The 14,762-nt window shown below is 42.5% G+C and carries 18 protein-coding genes and 1 pseudogene; 12 read left to right on the forward strand and 7 right to left on the reverse strand.

Translation table 11 applies throughout. The features are described from left to right. Nucleotides 1-9 precede the first annotated feature (9 nt). On the forward strand, nt 10-756 hold the full coding sequence (locus KOE27_RS08105) for a hypothetical protein (protein ID WP_215238295.1): 747 nt from the start codon (nt 10-12) through the stop codon (nt 754-756). 186 nt (nt 757-942) lie between these two features. On the opposite strand, the gene istB (KOE27_RS08110) is transcribed toward KOE27_RS08105, so the two are convergent. From istB (KOE27_RS08110) to KOE27_RS08135, 6 genes are all read right to left on the reverse strand, one after another. Next, nucleotides 943-1,668, reverse strand: a complete 726-nt coding sequence (istB, locus tag KOE27_RS08110) for an IS21-like element helper ATPase IstB (RefSeq protein ID WP_215238296.1) — start codon at nt 1,666-1,668, stop codon at nt 943-945. A gap of 21 nt (nt 1,669-1,689) precedes the next feature. Next, entirely contained in the window at nt 1,690-3,267 is a 1,578-nt protein-coding gene (istA, locus tag KOE27_RS08115; protein ID WP_310590060.1) for an IS21 family transposase, read from the reverse strand. 335 nt (nt 3,268-3,602) lie between these two features. Further along, nucleotides 3,603-3,956, reverse strand: coding sequence for an ATP-binding protein (locus tag KOE27_RS08120; protein WP_304488613.1), 354 nt, complete (start codon nt 3,954-3,956; stop codon nt 3,603-3,605). 80 nt (nt 3,957-4,036) lie between these two features. Then, a complete protein-coding gene (istB, locus tag KOE27_RS08125; RefSeq protein ID WP_215236847.1) occupies nt 4,037-4,786 on the reverse strand; it encodes an IS21-like element helper ATPase IstB in 750 nt (249 codons plus the stop codon). A gap of 21 nt (nt 4,787-4,807) precedes the next feature. Beyond that, the gene (istA, locus tag KOE27_RS08130; protein WP_215236846.1) at nt 4,808-6,358 is read right to left on the reverse strand and encodes an IS21 family transposase; all 1,551 of its coding nucleotides are present in this window, start codon (nt 6,356-6,358) and stop codon (nt 4,808-4,810) included. Nucleotides 6,359-6,498: 140 nt separating this feature from the next. Then, nucleotides 6,499-7,137 carry a Fic family protein gene (locus KOE27_RS08135; protein WP_215238299.1) on the reverse strand — a complete coding sequence of 213 codons (639 nt, stop codon included), beginning with the start codon at nt 7,135-7,137 and terminating at the stop codon, nt 6,499-6,501. 292 nt (nt 7,138-7,429) lie between these two features. On the opposite strand from KOE27_RS08135, the gene KOE27_RS29595 reads away from it, so the two are divergent. From KOE27_RS29595 to KOE27_RS08165, 9 genes and pseudogenes are all read left to right on the forward strand, one after another. After that, nucleotides 7,430-8,515 carry a type I restriction-modification system subunit M gene (locus tag KOE27_RS29595; protein ID WP_229252689.1) on the forward strand — a complete coding sequence of 362 codons (1,086 nt, stop codon included), beginning with the start codon at nt 7,430-7,432 and terminating at the stop codon, nt 8,513-8,515. A 17-nt stretch (nt 8,516-8,532) separates the two neighbouring features. After that, nucleotides 8,533-9,348, forward strand: coding sequence for an HsdM family class I SAM-dependent methyltransferase (locus KOE27_RS29600; RefSeq protein ID WP_229252690.1), 816 nt, complete (start codon nt 8,533-8,535; stop codon nt 9,346-9,348). A 5-nt stretch (nt 9,349-9,353) separates the two neighbouring features. Continuing rightward, the gene (locus tag KOE27_RS29605) at nt 9,354-9,806 is read left to right on the forward strand and encodes a hypothetical protein (protein ID WP_229252691.1); all 453 of its coding nucleotides are present in this window, start codon (nt 9,354-9,356) and stop codon (nt 9,804-9,806) included. Continuing rightward, a complete protein-coding gene (locus KOE27_RS08145) occupies nt 9,806-10,120 on the forward strand; it encodes a hypothetical protein (RefSeq protein ID WP_215238300.1) in 315 nt (104 codons plus the stop codon). The genes KOE27_RS29605 and KOE27_RS08145 overlap by 1 nt, the downstream gene beginning before the upstream one ends. Before the next feature lie 313 nt (nt 10,121-10,433). Next, entirely contained in the window at nt 10,434-10,787 is a 354-nt protein-coding gene (locus KOE27_RS08150; RefSeq protein WP_215236843.1) for a restriction endonuclease subunit S domain-containing protein, read from the forward strand. Between the two features lie 51 nt (nt 10,788-10,838). Continuing rightward, a complete protein-coding gene (locus KOE27_RS08155) occupies nt 10,839-11,021 on the forward strand; it encodes a restriction endonuclease subunit S domain-containing protein (protein WP_215236842.1) in 183 nt (60 codons plus the stop codon). 110 nt (nt 11,022-11,131) lie between these two features. Then, a pseudogene (locus KOE27_RS30030) lies at nt 11,132-11,391 on the forward strand (AAA family ATPase). Further along, nucleotides 11,346-12,671, forward strand: coding sequence for an ATP-binding protein (locus KOE27_RS08160; RefSeq protein WP_406566842.1), 1,326 nt, complete (start codon nt 11,346-11,348; stop codon nt 12,669-12,671). Before KOE27_RS30030 ends, KOE27_RS08160 begins: the two are co-directional and overlap by 46 nt. Nucleotides 12,672-12,868: 197 nt before the next feature. After that, nucleotides 12,869-13,339, forward strand: coding sequence for a Fic family protein (locus KOE27_RS08165; RefSeq protein ID WP_215236840.1), 471 nt, complete (start codon nt 12,869-12,871; stop codon nt 13,337-13,339). On the opposite strand, the gene KOE27_RS08170 is transcribed toward KOE27_RS08165, so the two are convergent. Further along, nucleotides 13,310-13,495: a hypothetical protein gene (locus KOE27_RS08170; RefSeq protein ID WP_137340549.1), complete on the reverse strand. Its 186-nt coding sequence runs from the start codon at nt 13,493-13,495 to the stop codon at nt 13,310-13,312. The genes KOE27_RS08165 and KOE27_RS08170 overlap by 30 nt on opposite strands. A 44-nt stretch (nt 13,496-13,539) precedes the next feature. On the opposite strand from KOE27_RS08170, the gene KOE27_RS29610 reads away from it, so the two are divergent. Together KOE27_RS29610 and KOE27_RS08175 are read left to right on the forward strand one after the other, a co-directional pair. Further along, nucleotides 13,540-13,779 carry a hypothetical protein gene (locus tag KOE27_RS29610; protein ID WP_229252558.1) on the forward strand — a complete coding sequence of 80 codons (240 nt, stop codon included), beginning with the start codon at nt 13,540-13,542 and terminating at the stop codon, nt 13,777-13,779. Nucleotides 13,780-13,784: 5 nt separating this feature from the next. Then, a partial coding sequence (locus KOE27_RS08175) for a type I restriction endonuclease (RefSeq protein WP_229252557.1) occupies nt 13,785-14,762 on the forward strand: 978 nt, incomplete at its 3' end.

Genomic DNA, 14,762 nt, shown 5'->3' on the forward strand with positions numbered 1-14,762 from the left:
GTTTAAATCATGGCAGAAACAATACAAACCGCTATTTTCAAGCTGCGACAAAAGATCGACGAAAAAGATGATAATGGAAGTCTTAAAAGTAGAATTGTCGATTTGGATTATCTGCAAAAATCATTTTACTCAAACGGCTATCGATTGCAGAAGCTGAAAGCTGACTTCAGTGCAAAATATGAATTTAGACTATTTTACAAAAGATGGGCTACCACTGTTCAATGGAAACAGTTTTTAGATGTGATTGTTGAACCTGGTGAAGACATTTTGAAAAATGAGAGTTCTTTCAACGAAGGCTATATCCTTTTAATCAAGAATAAGAAGGCGAAATCCGATATCTATTCTATTACTGGTGGGTTTGGCCATATGCAGTTACAAGATTTCTGCGACTACCAATTTGGCCTAGATATAATATCAAGATTAATAAAGACAAACGATAAGGTTCTAAGAGCCGCAAAGGAAAGAAATTTTGTTGGTGGTGTGCTTGGCTCAGTGAAGTTCTTCCGCGGCGAATATAACCTCAATGAAAACGAAAGCTTTGGTAGTTTCTACCAGGAGCTTAAAGCAACCCTAAGCAACACAGTCCTGAAGGATACATTCAAGTTTAGTGACGAAGAGCTGAGAAGCGGCAATTTATGTGAAGCTAAAAGCTCGTTTGCGTTGAAAAAGTCAATAAAACTAGAAAAGGCAGTTGAGCTGGTCGGTGTTCTTGAAATGCTATCTAAGCTGGGTATTTCGGAGAAGTTGACCACCTGATTCCGTGGCAAATTGACCACCTAATTAACTGGCGGCCGGTAGTAGAAAATGCTAGTATGCATATTCCGGGGAAAGTTTACCAGTGATTCCGGACGAAAGGTTACCAGTTTTTCCGGATGAAAGGTTACCAGTAGCTGCTGGTTTAGATCACTAAGAATGTGTCTATGATTTATCAATATTAAAGTTTTATTTTCTTCTTCTCAAGGAGCGGCCTAAAAGATCGATTTTATTAGCCGAAGCTGTCAATCTGTCAAGGATCGCATCAGCGACGGTGGGCTCGTTTATGAATGCATACCAACTGTCGAGTGGAAGCTGAGAGGTGATTATGGTGGCACACTTTCCATACCTGTCTTCAAGGATGTCCAGCAAGGCGAGTCTGGCGTCATGGGTAAGCGGTTTTAAGCCAAAATCGTCAAGGATTAAGACCTGGTGGCTGGCGATATTCTTGATCCATTTGAGGTAAGAGCCATCCAGTTTGGCCTGAATGAGTGTTTCCAGGAACTTGTTCATTGCAAAGTACAGGGTTTTATAGCCAAGTAGACAGCAGCTGCGCCCTAAGGCGCAGGCAAGGTAGCTTTTACCGGTCCCGGTAGCGCCGGTGATTAAGACGTTTTCTCCCTTTTCGATAAACATTCCGTCTGAAAGACGCATCAGCATTTCTCTGGACAACCCCCTTTCGGGGGTGCAAACAACTTCTTCTAAAATTGCATTATACCGGAGCTTGCTGTTTTTTAGCAGTCGCTCTGTTCGGTAGTGGTTACGGTATTCCATCTCAGCCTGACAGAGCAAAGCAAGTAGCGAATGTGCATCCTCTTGTTGGTGTGAGGGAAGTGCGAGTGCAGCCTGATAGCGTTTGGCCATACCCGTAAGTTTGAGGGTGTTCAACTGTTCCAGTGTCATTTGGGTGTTCATATCGTTATTTGATTAGGTTGGTTACTTTGTTTTGTAGTTCTCCGCTCCTCTGAGATTATTATGTGCAGGGATTGGCGAATGAGCTTCACTGGCTTCTGCCAGAAGATCCATGTTGTTTTCCAGGATGGTATTGATTACACCATAGTTGTACTTATGGCCTTGCAGGGCTCTTTTGCAGGCTGCTTCGACTCTGTCCCCTCCGTGCTCTTTCACCAACCTGAGTATGCCCAGGCAGGGACCATAGGCTTGGTGAATGGTGATCTTGCTCTTCATCAACTCATCGAAAAAAGCACGGGTAGATGGGCCGTTTTCAGAAGCCTTTCTGAGGTAGTATTCCGGATCCCATCCTTTTTGCTGCGCTATTATTTTATGATTTTCAGGCATGTGCTCCAACTGGGTACTGTATCCATGACTCTTAAAGTTTCTGGTATGCAGCGCAATACGTCCATGTCCATAATATATTTCTACATGATCACTGTCGTAAACAATCCGGACTTCTTTTCCAACATAGGTAAAAGGCACGCTGTAAAAGTGCCAGTCTTCCCCAATAACTACATGGTAGTTTTTATGTACTTTACCGCGGGTGTAATGTCTCAGATGGTAGACTGTATCAGGCAAAGCCTGTAATAAACCTTGCTCCTGAGAGACGAAAAGTTCTTGTCTGCTGTAAGTTTTCTTCTGAAAATTCTTCCGGTGATGCTCTTCCAGTTTTTGCATAATTCCTGTATTTATCTCCGCCAGACTATGGAAGGTGGTATTTCGCAGAAGCGCATAAATACGTCGGTACGTGATCAGAACCTGGTTCTCTACAGATGCCTTATCCTTCGGTGAGGCAGGTCGCGTAGCGAGTAAACCGATGTGATTGTGAACAGCCCATTGCTGAAGCATCTCTGGGAAGGTAGGTTCGTATCGGCAGGTTTTACTCACCCACTGTTTCATGTTATCCGAGATAGCGTTTAGGGGTACACCACCTAGATAATCCAGCATATTGTTCAAAGCCGATACGACTTGTGGAAGACTCGCATCCACAAGAGCCTGAACAAAAGAGTAGCCGCTAAAAGGAAGCACACCGACAAGCACAGGGCATTCGATTACCTCGCCACTATCCTGATCAACATAATGAAGCTTGGAGCCTGCAAAATCGACCTCCATCAGCTCTGCTGGAATATGGTATAAATGCATGCTGGGCTTTCTGGTACTCATGGCAGAATCCAGCAACTCACAGAACCGCGAATATTGAAAACCATCTGGATAAGCCTCCAGGTATTCCTGCCAAAGCAGATAGCGTGTCACACCGACCTTTCTGAGCTCCGAAATGAAGTAGTCCGCCTGCTCAAAAAAATGTACTTTGCGAAGATCAGGAACTTGCACCTTACCTGACTTGCCGCCTTCAACCAGCAAATTTAACTCCTGGTCGGTAAGCTCCATGAGTGTGCTATAATTATAATCACTCCCAGCACTCGAGAATATAACGCTGTAATGATGAATTGTAGGCCGTGAGACCTGGGTCTGTTTCGCTATGGATCGCTCTGAATGACCGCGCGAAAGAAGCAACAGTATTTGACGTATTTTTTGCATACTAAGGGATTTGTTAGCCATTCTCTGATAGATTTTGATCGTAATCAAATGTATCAGACAGCGTATTTTAAATCCTTAGTGGTAAACTTTGCAGCGGTCGGCGCTCCGACGGAATAACTGGTAAACTATACGTCGGAATGTCAGGTCGTTATTAACCCAATTTATCCAAAAGTGGTAAAGTTTGCTCCGGAATAAGTGGTAAACTTTCCAATGGAATAACTGGTAAGGTTTGCCCCGGAACAGTGGTAAACTTTCCAGCGGAATGCCTGGTAAACTTTGTAGCGGAATCGTGGTAAACTATAGAGTGGAATATGCACTAGTAGAAGCGATTCAAAATTAGTAAATAAAAGTTATAATTATTCGTAGCTGGTTTCGAGCTCCGTTTTTCGTTTTCTTCTCATTGATTCCCCCTTTAATTCAACCCGGTGTGCATCATGTACTATACGATCTAAAATGGCATCAGCAATGGTTTTTTCTCCTATTACTTCATGCCATTTGCTAACAGGCAACTGAGAAGTAATTATCAGGGATGTTTTTCCGTGCCTGTCTTCTATGATTTCCATCAGTGCTGCCCGGCTCTGGGCATCGAACGGCTGGATACCAAAGTCGTCCAGGATAAGAAGTTGTTGCCGTTCTATTTTTGTAATTTCTTTGATATAGGATCCATCCGTGGGTATTTCGGAGAAGTTGACCACCTGATTCCGTGGCAAATTGACCACCTAATTAACTGGCGGCCGGTAGTAGAAAATGCTAGTAGAAGCGATTCAAAATTAGTAAATAAAAGTTATAATTATTCGTAGCTGGTTTCGAGCTCCGTTTTTCGTTTTCTTCTCATTGATTCCCCCTTTAATTCAACCCGGTGTGCATCATGTACTATACGATCTAAAATGGCATCAGCAATGGTTTTTTCTCCTATTACTTCATGCCATTTGCTAACAGGCAACTGAGAAGTAATTATCAGGGATGTTTTTCCGTGCCTGTCTTCTATGATTTCCATCAGTGCTGCCCGGCTCTGGGCATCGAACGGCTGGATACCAAAGTCGTCCAGGATAAGAAGTTGTTGCCGTTCTATTTTTGTAATTTCTTTGATATAGGATCCATCCGCCTTGGCCATTTTGAGTTTGGCAAACAATTTGGGAGTACTGGCATACATTACGCGGTAGCCAAGTATACATGCCTGATGACCAATCGCAGATGCTACATAGCTTTTACCGATTCCGGTACTGCCTGTGATCAGTAGGTTTTCATTTCGGCCAATAAAGGAGCATTCTGCTAGGCGCATGATCTGATTACGGTCAATACTTCTATCAGCATGATAGTGGATATTTTCGACCATGGCCTTATAGCGGAACCGTGCGTACAAGATCTGGCGTTCGACCCGACGGTTATTTCTGTCATCCCATTCAGCGTCAACTAGATGAGCTAAAAGCTCATCCGCCGTGTAATCATTAGTCTTTCCACTTTCCAGGCTACTTTTAAAGGCATGGAACATGCCGTAAAATTTTAGCTTGCGTAACTTTTCCAAAGTGTTTGTGTTCATTTTTATTAATTGTTTAAAGGATTATTGATAATAGTCTTCGCCTCTGATATTATCGTGTTTGGGCATGGGTAATTCGTCTGCAAACAGGCTGTCTTCATATTGATCCATATTTTTTTCCAGTATAGTCTGGATTGTTTTATAGTTGTAGATACCATAGCTTAAAGCCCTTTGGCACGCGCTGATCAGGCGTTGTTCACCAGCTTTCTTCGCAAAAGAGAGGATACCAATACAGGAGCGGTAGGCCTGTTCGGGATGCTGTTTGCGATCCAGGATTTTAAGAATATACAACCTGACATCTTCATGGATCGAGGAAGCCCACTCCAAGAATCGATCTGGTGTCCAGTCTGTTACGAAGCGGTGTGTACTGGCCAGATGTTCTTTATCGGTAGAATAATTATAGGGACTTTTAAGCCTTTTATGAAGGGCGATACGTTCGTAATGATAATATGCTTCAACCACAGAATTGGAATACAACAACTTGACTTTCTTGCCGATAAACCGGTATGGGACACTATAATAGTGCTTGTCAACGCTCAGGCAGACATGTCCGTTCTTCATTACAGTGGCATGTAGCTGTTTTTTGAACTCATAATGCAGGATCGGAAGCGGGGCCAGAGCACTGCGCTCAATTTCTTCAAACTGGAGTCTGCGACTGTAATTACGGCCCCGAAGCAGTTGGTTATTATGAGCCTCGAGAGCAATCAATATAGCTGCGTTTAACTCTGTCAGTGAGTTGTAAACCTGCTTTCTTAAAGGCGCATAAATACGGCTGTAAACGATTTTGACAGCACCTTCCACCAACGCCTTATCTCTTGGCCGGTAAGCGCGTGCAGGTAATATCGTAGTCCCATAATGATCAGCAAAATCGGCAAAGGCCTCGTTCAGCGTAGGTTCGTATTTATTGCTTTTTATAACAGCAGCTTTAAGGTTATCCGGAACAATTGCTGCCGGCACACCACCGATATAATGAAGTGCATTCTCGCAAGCTGCGATCAGATCTTCTTTTTGCTGGCTACTGACTGCTTCCACGTAAGTGAGTTGACTCGCTCCCAGGATAGCCACAAACACTTCAACCTCAGTTAATTCACCAGTCTCTTTATCTACAATACTTAATTTAACACCTGCAAAATCGATGTACAGCTTATCGCCGGCCTTATGGTCCTGATGCATCACAGGGTTAACGCGGGCCTTCCATTTGGTCAGATGAAAGCAAAACTGGGTATAAGCAAATCCTTCCGGAAATTCCTTTTTATAGGCTTCCCAAAGCATATGACGGGTAACACCTGTCCGTTTTAATTCTTTGTCTATTTGCGGAAAACAACGTTGCAGATTCAACAATCTGTCTTGCGGTGGCTGCTGTTTAACCGTTCCGAAAAAGTCATCCAGCTCTTTATCATTCAGGCTGTTGATCTGTTCAAAGGTAAGTCCGCTCGCATCAAAAGTGGTCATGTACTTCTTAGCGGTATTGCGGGAAACACCTGTCTGTTCCGCTATCCAGAGCTTGCTGCGGCCCTGGCTGTACATCCGTAAAATCTGTCTTATTTTGCTCATGCTGATTGTCGAATTGGCCATACCTTTTACACGATTGGTTCGTGCCAAAAATATGGTTGATTCTACAGCATTTTCTAATCTCTCAGGTGGTCAGTTTACTCCGGAATCAGGTGGTCAGTTTGATCCGAAATGGGGTGGTCAATTTCGCCCGGAACAGGTGGTCAGTTTAAACCGAATTGGGTGGTCAGTTTCACCGAATTTTCCAGCATGACATTCAATATCAGTCTTGAAATACGACCATTTCCGTCAGGAAATGGATGGATGGCCAATAGTCGGTAATGAAAGTATGTTATTATAACTAAAGGATGAAGCTCACTATCTTCTTGTAAGGTTTTAAATTCCTCAATCAACTTATCTAGGTTGGACTGGATATCTTGATATCTTGGGAATCGATGTGTAAGCCCGCTTTGATCGATAAGAAAAGCATCAGACTGTCGAAAGTGATATTCGGAAAAAAGGATTTCGTAAAATAATTGTATGTCTATTACCTCGATGGGCTTTTTAACTAAATCAAACATAAATATAGTACATGCGTACTTTCTGCCGATGTCTAAATATATTTCCTTTTGTACTTCGATAGCATTTTCTATATTACTACCAAGAATAGTGGAAGATTTTCTGATTTCCTCTGCGGGATCTTTCCTACTTTCTGCGTTTAAAGATGCTAAATACTGGGCTATGTTAAGTTGAAAATTTGACCTTACAACTGACATAACTGGATCATATTTATCTAGTTCCAGAATGTCTTTGATGTACACATTTATCGGTTCGAATTTGTCAGAGTAAATATTTAAATTCATCCAGTGGTTGTTTAGTTGTGAACTTACTTACTAGTTATATTGAGTCTCCTTACGGTTATAATCAAGAAGCTTGATTTTGTAAAATTATTATTTTTAAAGGCCAGGGTCATTAAATTACTTCAAAAGATCTAGATGCCTTATCTATATTGCTTTCAGCAGAGTACCCCGGCTGAATCGAGAGCTTAATTTGTCTCATTTCTAGTCAAAATCAAAATTTTGTTTTAGGACACCCTTAAAACAGACTATTTTACAGAGCAGGAGCAAACAACCCTTTACGATTTTATCAAATTACATGAATAATACAGTACACAATAAGCTTGTTTCTTTTATCTGGTCCATTGCAGACGATTGTCTGCGTGATGTATATGTGCGTGGGAAATATCGGGATGTAATTCTTCCAATGGTAGTATTGAGGCGGTTAGATGCGTTACTGGAACCTACTAAAGAAGCTGTGATGGAGGAATTGGCGTTTCAAAAAGACGAAGCAGGTTTCACCGAATGGGATGAAAACGGACTGATGCAGGCTTCGGGTTATGTATTTTACAATACGAGTCCATGGACTTTGCAGCGACTGCACAGCACTGCCACCAACAGCCAGCAAATTTTACAAGGTAATTTTGAAGAATATCTCAATGGTTTCAGTGCCAATGTGAAGGAGATCATTGACAAGTTTAAGCTGAAAAGTCAGGTGCGGCACATGGCCAGTAAGGACGTGCTGCTGAACGTACTGGAAAAATTTACTTCTTCTTACATCAACCTGACGCCTTTTGAAAAGGTGGACCCGGATGGTCGCAAGCTACAGCCGCTTTCCAATTTAGGAATGGGTTATGTTTTTGAAGAGCTGATCCGGAAATTCAACGAGGATAATAATGAGGAAGCCGGGGAGCACTTTACGCCGCGTGAAGTGATTGACCTGATGACGCATATTATTTTTGATCCGATCAAAGATAAGCTGCCGCCAGTGATGACGATCTACGATCCTGCTTGTGGAAGTGGTGGTATGCTCACGGAATCTCAGAATTTTATCAAAGATGAAGAGGGCGAGATCCGCGCAAAAGGTGATGTGTATCTGTATGGCAAGGAAATCAACGACGAAACGTATGCAATCTGTAAGTCGGATATGATGATCAAGGGCAACAATCCGGAGAATATCCGGGTGGGCTCTACGCTTTCTACGGATGAATTTGCCGGAACGAGTTTTGATTTTATGCTGTCCAACCCGCCTTATGGGAAATCCTGGGCGAGTGAACAGAAGTATATCAAGGATGGAAAAGATATTATTGATCCGCGTTTCCAGATCAAACTGAAAGATTACTGGGGCGTGGAGGATGATGCGGATGCTACGCCGCGTTCGTCGGACGGCCAGCTGCTTTCCTGATGGAAATGGTTTCTAAAATGAAATCGAAAGAGAAAAGCGTAACTGGCTCGCGCATTGCGTCTGTACACAATGGTTCGAGCTTGTTTACGGGTGATGCTGGTGGCGGGGAGAGCAATATCCGCCGTTATATTATTGAAAATGATTGGCTGGAAGCGATTGTGCAGTTGCCCAATAACTTGTTTTACAATACCGGCATTACGACTTACATCTGGATTTTAAGCAATAACAAAGCACCGCACCGCCAGGGAAAAGTGCAGCTTATTGACGCCGGACAGCTTTACCGCAAGCTTCGCAAAAACCTGGGTAACAAAAACTGTGAATTTGCTCCTGAGCACATCAAAGAGATTGTGCAGGTGTACACCAGCTTGGAAGCAATCGAACGCCAAGGCGATGATGGTATTGCTTCACAGGTTTTTGAAAATGCCGATTTTGGTTATTACAAAGTGACCATCGATCGGCCAAAACGCCTGAAAGCACAGTTTACCGAAGAACGCATTGCTGACCTCCGTTTCGACAAGTCCTTACGCGAACCCATGACCTGGGCATATACAGAATTTGGAGAAGAAGTGTACACCAATCTCGCAGCACACGAAAAGGCGATTTTGGATTACTGTGAAAAAAACGACCTGAGCCTGAACGCCAAACAAGCCAAAGCCCTCACCAGCAAAGATACCTGGCAAAAGCAGTTGGATCTGTTGAACAATGCGACGGATTTGCTGGCGGCAATGGGTACAGCAGAATTTAGCGACTTCAATATTTTCAAGGAAAAAGTAGATGCCGCTCTTAAAAGCAAGGTGCCAAACTGTCTTCTTCTGAAAAGAACGCAATCCTGAATGCAGTGAGCTGGTATGATGCCGGGGCCGAAAAAGTAGTGAAAGGAATTACCAAACTGCCGGGTGAAAAACTGGAAAAGCTGTTGGATTACCTAAACTGTACAGAAGAGCAACTATCCGACCATGGATATTTTCCAACCAATAAAAAAGGCGAATACCTGCAATACGAAACGGAAAGCGATTTGCGGGATACGGAGAATGTAACGCTTAAAGAGAATATATACGAGTACTTTCTACGCGAAGTAAAACCCCACGTGGAAGAAGCCTGGATATCATTGGATGCTACCAAAATTGGTTACGAGATCAGTTTCAATAAGTATTTCTACCGCCACAAGCCTTTGAGAAGTATTGAAGAGGTGGCTGCTGATATATTGGCTTTGGAAGCGGAAAGTGATGGGTTGATTCGGGAGATTTTAGCTATGGGTGAAGGTGTGGACGTTTTAAATGATCATATTTGATGTTTGAGAAATATAGTGAGTACAGGGATTCGGGCGTAAAATGGTTAGGAGAAGTTCCAAAGAATTGGGAGCTAACTCGATTGGGGACAAGATTTGAAGAAAGGCGCACAAAAGTTTCTGACAAAGACTTTGCACCTCTTTCAGTAACTAAAAATGGAATTTTGCCGCAACTTGACAGCGCGGCAAAAAGTAATGATGGAGACAACAGAAAGCTCGTTAAGTCAGGAGACTTTGTTATTAATAGTCGGTCAGATATAAAGGGATCAAGCGGTGTTTCAAATCTGGATGGCTCAGTTTCTTTGATAATATTGTGATGGAGCCAAAGAATCTAAATTCAAAGTTTTGTCATTACTATCTAAAAAGTTATTCTTTCATCGAAGAGTTTTATCGAATGGGACATGGGATCGTTGCTGACCTTTGGACTACACGATATGATGAAATGAAAGCCATCATTGTGGCAATTCCATCCCTCGCCGAACAAACCACCATCGCCAATTTCCTCGATCGTAAAACGGCCCAAATTGACCAGCCATTTCCATCAAAGAAAAACAAATAGAATTACTCAAAGATCGCAGGCAAATACTGATTCACAATGCTGTTACGCGGGGGTTAGATCCGGATGTGAAGATGAGGGACTCGGGAGTAGAATGGATTGGGGAGATTCCGGAGAATTGGGAAGTGAAGAAATTGAAATATTTTTCAGTTGTTCAAAGTGGAATAACATTGGGTAAAAGTTACGTATCTAAGAATGTTATAACCTACCCATATTTGAGGGTTGCAAATGTACAATCAGGTTATTTTAATCTTGATCAAATGGCTGAGATTAGTATGCCTAAAAGAGAAGCGGATAAATATTTAGTTAGAAAAGGAGACATTCTGGTGACGGAAGGTGGAGATTTAGATAAGCTTGGAAGAGGTACAGTTTGGAATGGAGAAATTGAAAATTGCTTACACCAAAATCATGTTTTGCGGTTCGGGTAGATACTTCTGTAATCTCGCCCCAATTTGCCTCTATATTAATGGAATCAGATTATGGTAGAAAATATTTTACCAATACAGCAAAAAACAACCAATCTAGCTTCTACTAATAGCACGAAACTTGGAAATTTTCCTGTTATCATTGCTCCGAAGGAAGAGAGAGAAGCAATCTTTGAATACTTGAAGGATGTCACCAGCAAAATTGCCACCGCCATTTCCCTGAAAAAAAGAGATTGAAAAATTAAAGGAGTACAGATCGACTTTGATTAATAGTGCGGTGACGGGGAAAATAAAGATCGCCTAGAATTCAATAACAATTACAAATCCTCCATAAAACTACCTTTAAAATGCGCATTAAATCTCTACGTCTTAAAAACTTCCGGGGTTATTACAACGAAACCTCCATTGACTTCGATGACTTGACTGTAATTGTTGGCAAAACGATATCGGAAAGTCTACCGTGCTGGAAGCTTTGGATATTTTCTTCAATGATGGTAAAGGGGTTGTAAAACTCGACAAAGACGATGTAAACAAGACTGCACTAGCTGCCGGGATACTAATATATCAATTGCCGTGCTCTTTGATGATTTGCCAGCTTCGGTGGTGATTGACAGTTCTTACGAAACTACGCTCGAAGGCGAATATTTGCTTAATTCTGATGGGTGTTTGGAGGTGATCAAGAGGTATCCAAATGCGGGCGCTGCCAAAGTATTCGTCAATGCAAATCATCCCAATAACTCTAATTGTGCAGATTTGTTGGTTAAGAAGAACGCAGAGTTAAAGAAAATAGTCAAAGACAATAGCATAGAATGCTCGAATCAATCTGTAAACGCGGAGATGCGATCGGCTATTTGGAATCACTTTGCCGAAGACTTGCAACTTGGAGAGATTGAGCTTGACGTAACCAAAGGAGATACAAAGGATATTTGGGAAAAGCTGCAAACGTATTTACCGCTCTATACACTATTCCAGTCCGACAGAAAGAATAGCGATAGCGACAGTGAAGTACAGGATCCACTCAAAGAGGCTGTGAAGCAGATCATGGCAGATGCCACGATTACTGCTTTATTGGCAGATGTCGCTGAGCGTGTTGAGCAACGCCTGATAGATGTTTCCAATAGCACTTTGGAAAAGTTACGGGAAATGAATCCGGAAGTCGCCTCGTCGTTAAAGCCGATAATTCCTCCCGCCAACGCTCTGAAATGGGCTGACGTGTTTAAATCAGTTTCGATAACCGGTGATGAGAATATTCCAATCAATAAAAGAGGGAGTGGAATCAAGCGGCTTGTGTTATTGAACTTCTTCCGAGCAGAGGCAGAGCGAAGGCAGCAGCAAGGCAATTCGAGATCAATCATTTATGCTATTGAAGAGCCTGAGACGTCACAGCATACGGACCATCAAAAAATGCTAATCAGAGCTTTTAAGCAGTTGGCTAGTGCTGCAAACACGCAGGTGTTACTTACGACCCATAGTTGTACAATTGTCAAAGGGCTCAATTTTGACCATCTGAGATTGGTTTCAATTGATGCAGTTGGAAGCAAATGCATTGAAAGTATTATACCTCATCAATTACCGTATCCGTCATTAAATGAAATTAATTATATAGCATTTAGAGACTTGACGGAAGAATACCACAATGAGCTTTATGGATATATTGAAGCTGAGGAGCTCCTTGGCGCATATAGATTGGGAAAACAAACCGTTACGTACAATAAGATATTTAGAAACGGTACGGTCGGTCCGACTCCTGTAATATTGACAGAGTACATAAGACATCAGATTCACCACCCTGAGAATGCAAACAACATAAGATATACCTTTCAACAACTTACTGACTCGGTTGATTTGATGAGAGGCTTTATTGTTGCCAGCCGGGCGAGCATTTAACGTTTTGGAAAGATTGACAGTTCTACATCTGATTAATTGCTGGTAATCATAGCAATCAAAAATAAATGGATCAAACTCCAAAACAACATGACTGACGGGACGAATTATACACCTTCAATTGACGAGAATCTGCTAATATTGCAGAAAAAGATCTTTTGAACTTATATGAGGCTAGTGGTATTGCGAAATCTGAAATCATGATTCAGGAACTGGACGAGGAAGCTGAGTTTGATATAAGTCTGATTCTGAACATTCATAGGACTGCTTTTGGTGAATTGTATGATTGGGCAGGAAAATGGAGGACGATAGAAGTTCAGGTTGGGAAGTTAACTCCACCTCATCCATCACAAGTGCCGAACTTGATGTACCAGTATGCAGATGATGTAAATTATAGATTGAAATTTGTACAGGAAAAGGTTGAAGTCGCGGAGTTGTTAGCCTATTTACATCACCGCTTTGTATGGATTCATCCTTTCAATAATGGAAACGGACGCACCGCCCGCTTACTTCTAAATGCGGCGGCGATGCTAAAAGGATTTGAACCGGTACAATTGTATCACAGAGAAGGGGAAGCTAGAAAAGAGTATATTCAGGCCTTACGAAAAGCGGACGGAGGCGATGCTCATGGACTTACAAACCTAATTCTTAATGAACTCACGGCCTTTTAATTCTGCTTCACGTAGCAGCGCAATGACGATAGCCTGTATCTGTGGCTGGGGAACTTCCTGATTTTCCAACGCCATGCTACCGCTAACCATATCGGTGACCATGGATGTAACATATGCCTTCTGGCGCAGCTTGGAATATTTTTCAAATAATTTCATACCTTCAAATATAACCTAATTTTAGTAATTTCTAAAACCTCCTGATGCCCAGCCAAACCAACGAAGCCGCCCTCGAATCTGCCATTGAAAAAAAGTTAACAGGAACAACCCTGGAAGAATATCTGAAACCCATTTCATCACTTCCAACACTCCAAGAACGAAGGCCGCTATACAGAAGCGGTCAGGGGTATTATTTGGGATTGCCAGGTGATTTCAATGCACGTTATGCGGTAGACGAGGTGAGGCTGTGGGATTTTTTGGAAACAACTCAAAAGACGAGCTGACCAAGTTGCAAAAGCAAAGTGACTGGAAACTGAAAATACTGGAACGGCTTGACCGGATGCTGAAAAAGAAAGGAATCATCAGTATTCTGCGTAAAGGTTTGGATGTGGAAGATGCGCACTTTACATTTCTGTATGTGCTGCCATTGGCCAGTAGTAGTGAGGCGATCAAACAGAAGTTCGAGAGCAATCAGTTTAGTGTAACGCGGCAGGTACGTTATTCCCTCACCAAACCCGGCGAGGAAATTGATATGGTGCTGTTTTTGAACGGTATACCATTCGCGACCATGGAGCTTAAAAACCACTGGACAGGACAAAACGCGAAGTTTCACGGGCAAAATCAATATAAAAATGAGCGGGACGTTACACAACCGCTACTGAACTTTGGCCGATGTATGGTGCATTTTGCCGTGGATACCGACGAGGCGTACATGACGACAAAGCTGGACGGCAAAAACACTTTCTTTTTGCCATTCAACCTGGGAGATGATTACGGCAAAGGCAATCCACCCAATCCTCTCGGACACAAAACCGCTTACCTTTGGAATGAAGTGCTTACACGGCAAAGTGTGGCTAACATCATGCAACACTTTGTCCGGTTCGATGGCAAGGACACCGATCCGTTAGCCAAAAAGCGTTTGTATTTTCCACGTTATCATCAAATGGATGTGGTGCGCAAACTGATTGCCGATGCCAGTCGGTTTGGTGTTGGAAAAAGTTACTTGATACAACATTCTGCTGGTTCCGGAAAGTCCAATTCTATTACCTGGGCTGCTTATCAGCTCATTGAAACCTACCCTGAAAACGATCAGGTTCCGGGCAGCAAAGGAGTCGAAAACCCATTATTCGATTCGGTAATCGTGGTTACAGATAGGCGTTTGCTTGATAAACAGCTACGTGAAAAATATCAAAGAATTTTCGGAGGTGAAAAATATTGTCGCACCTGCGTATTCTTCCAAAGAGTTGAAAGAAAGCCTGGAAAGTGG

Source organism: Dyadobacter sp. CECT 9275 (assembly GCF_907164905.1).
In the GTDB taxonomy this organism is placed as follows: domain Bacteria; phylum Bacteroidota; class Bacteroidia; order Cytophagales; family Spirosomataceae; genus Dyadobacter; species Dyadobacter helix.

What these genes read in the sequence shown, in the direction of transcription:
- istA (WP_310590060.1), bottom strand. Translation starts at nt 3,267, where the DNA reads ATGGCTAACAAATCCCTTAGTATGCAAAAAATACGTCAAATACTGTTG.
- KOE27_RS08165 (WP_215236840.1), top strand. Translation starts at nt 12,869, where the DNA reads ATGATTCAGGAACTGGACGAGGAAGCTGAGTTTGATATAAGTCTGATT.
- istB (WP_215236847.1), bottom strand. Translation starts at nt 4,786, where the DNA reads ATGAACACAAACACTTTGGAAAAGTTACGCAAGCTAAAATTTTACGGC.
- KOE27_RS29610 (WP_229252558.1), top strand. Translation starts at nt 13,540, where the DNA reads ATGCCCAGCCAAACCAACGAAGCCGCCCTCGAATCTGCCATTGAAAAA.
- KOE27_RS08135 (WP_215238299.1), bottom strand. Translation starts at nt 7,137, where the DNA reads ATGAATTTAAATATTTACTCTGACAAATTCGAACCGATAAATGTGTAC.
- KOE27_RS08150 (WP_215236843.1), top strand. Translation starts at nt 10,434, where the DNA reads ATGAGGGACTCGGGAGTAGAATGGATTGGGGAGATTCCGGAGAATTGG.
- KOE27_RS08105 (WP_215238295.1), top strand. Translation starts at nt 10, where the DNA reads ATGGCAGAAACAATACAAACCGCTATTTTCAAGCTGCGACAAAAGATC.
- istB (WP_215238296.1), bottom strand. Translation starts at nt 1,668, where the DNA reads ATGAACACCCAAATGACACTGGAACAGTTGAACACCCTCAAACTTACG.
- KOE27_RS08145 (WP_215238300.1), top strand. Translation starts at nt 9,806, where the DNA reads ATGTTTGAGAAATATAGTGAGTACAGGGATTCGGGCGTAAAATGGTTA.
- KOE27_RS29595 (WP_229252689.1), top strand. Translation starts at nt 7,430, where the DNA reads ATGAATAATACAGTACACAATAAGCTTGTTTCTTTTATCTGGTCCATT.
- KOE27_RS08170 (WP_137340549.1), bottom strand. Translation starts at nt 13,495, where the DNA reads ATGAAATTATTTGAAAAATATTCCAAGCTGCGCCAGAAGGCATATGTT.
- KOE27_RS08155 (WP_215236842.1), top strand. Translation starts at nt 10,839, where the DNA reads ATGGTAGAAAATATTTTACCAATACAGCAAAAAACAACCAATCTAGCT.
- KOE27_RS29600 (WP_229252690.1), top strand. Translation starts at nt 8,533, where the DNA reads ATGAAATCGAAAGAGAAAAGCGTAACTGGCTCGCGCATTGCGTCTGTA.
- istA (WP_215236846.1), bottom strand. Translation starts at nt 6,358, where the DNA reads ATGGCCAATTCGACAATCAGCATGAGCAAAATAAGACAGATTTTACGG.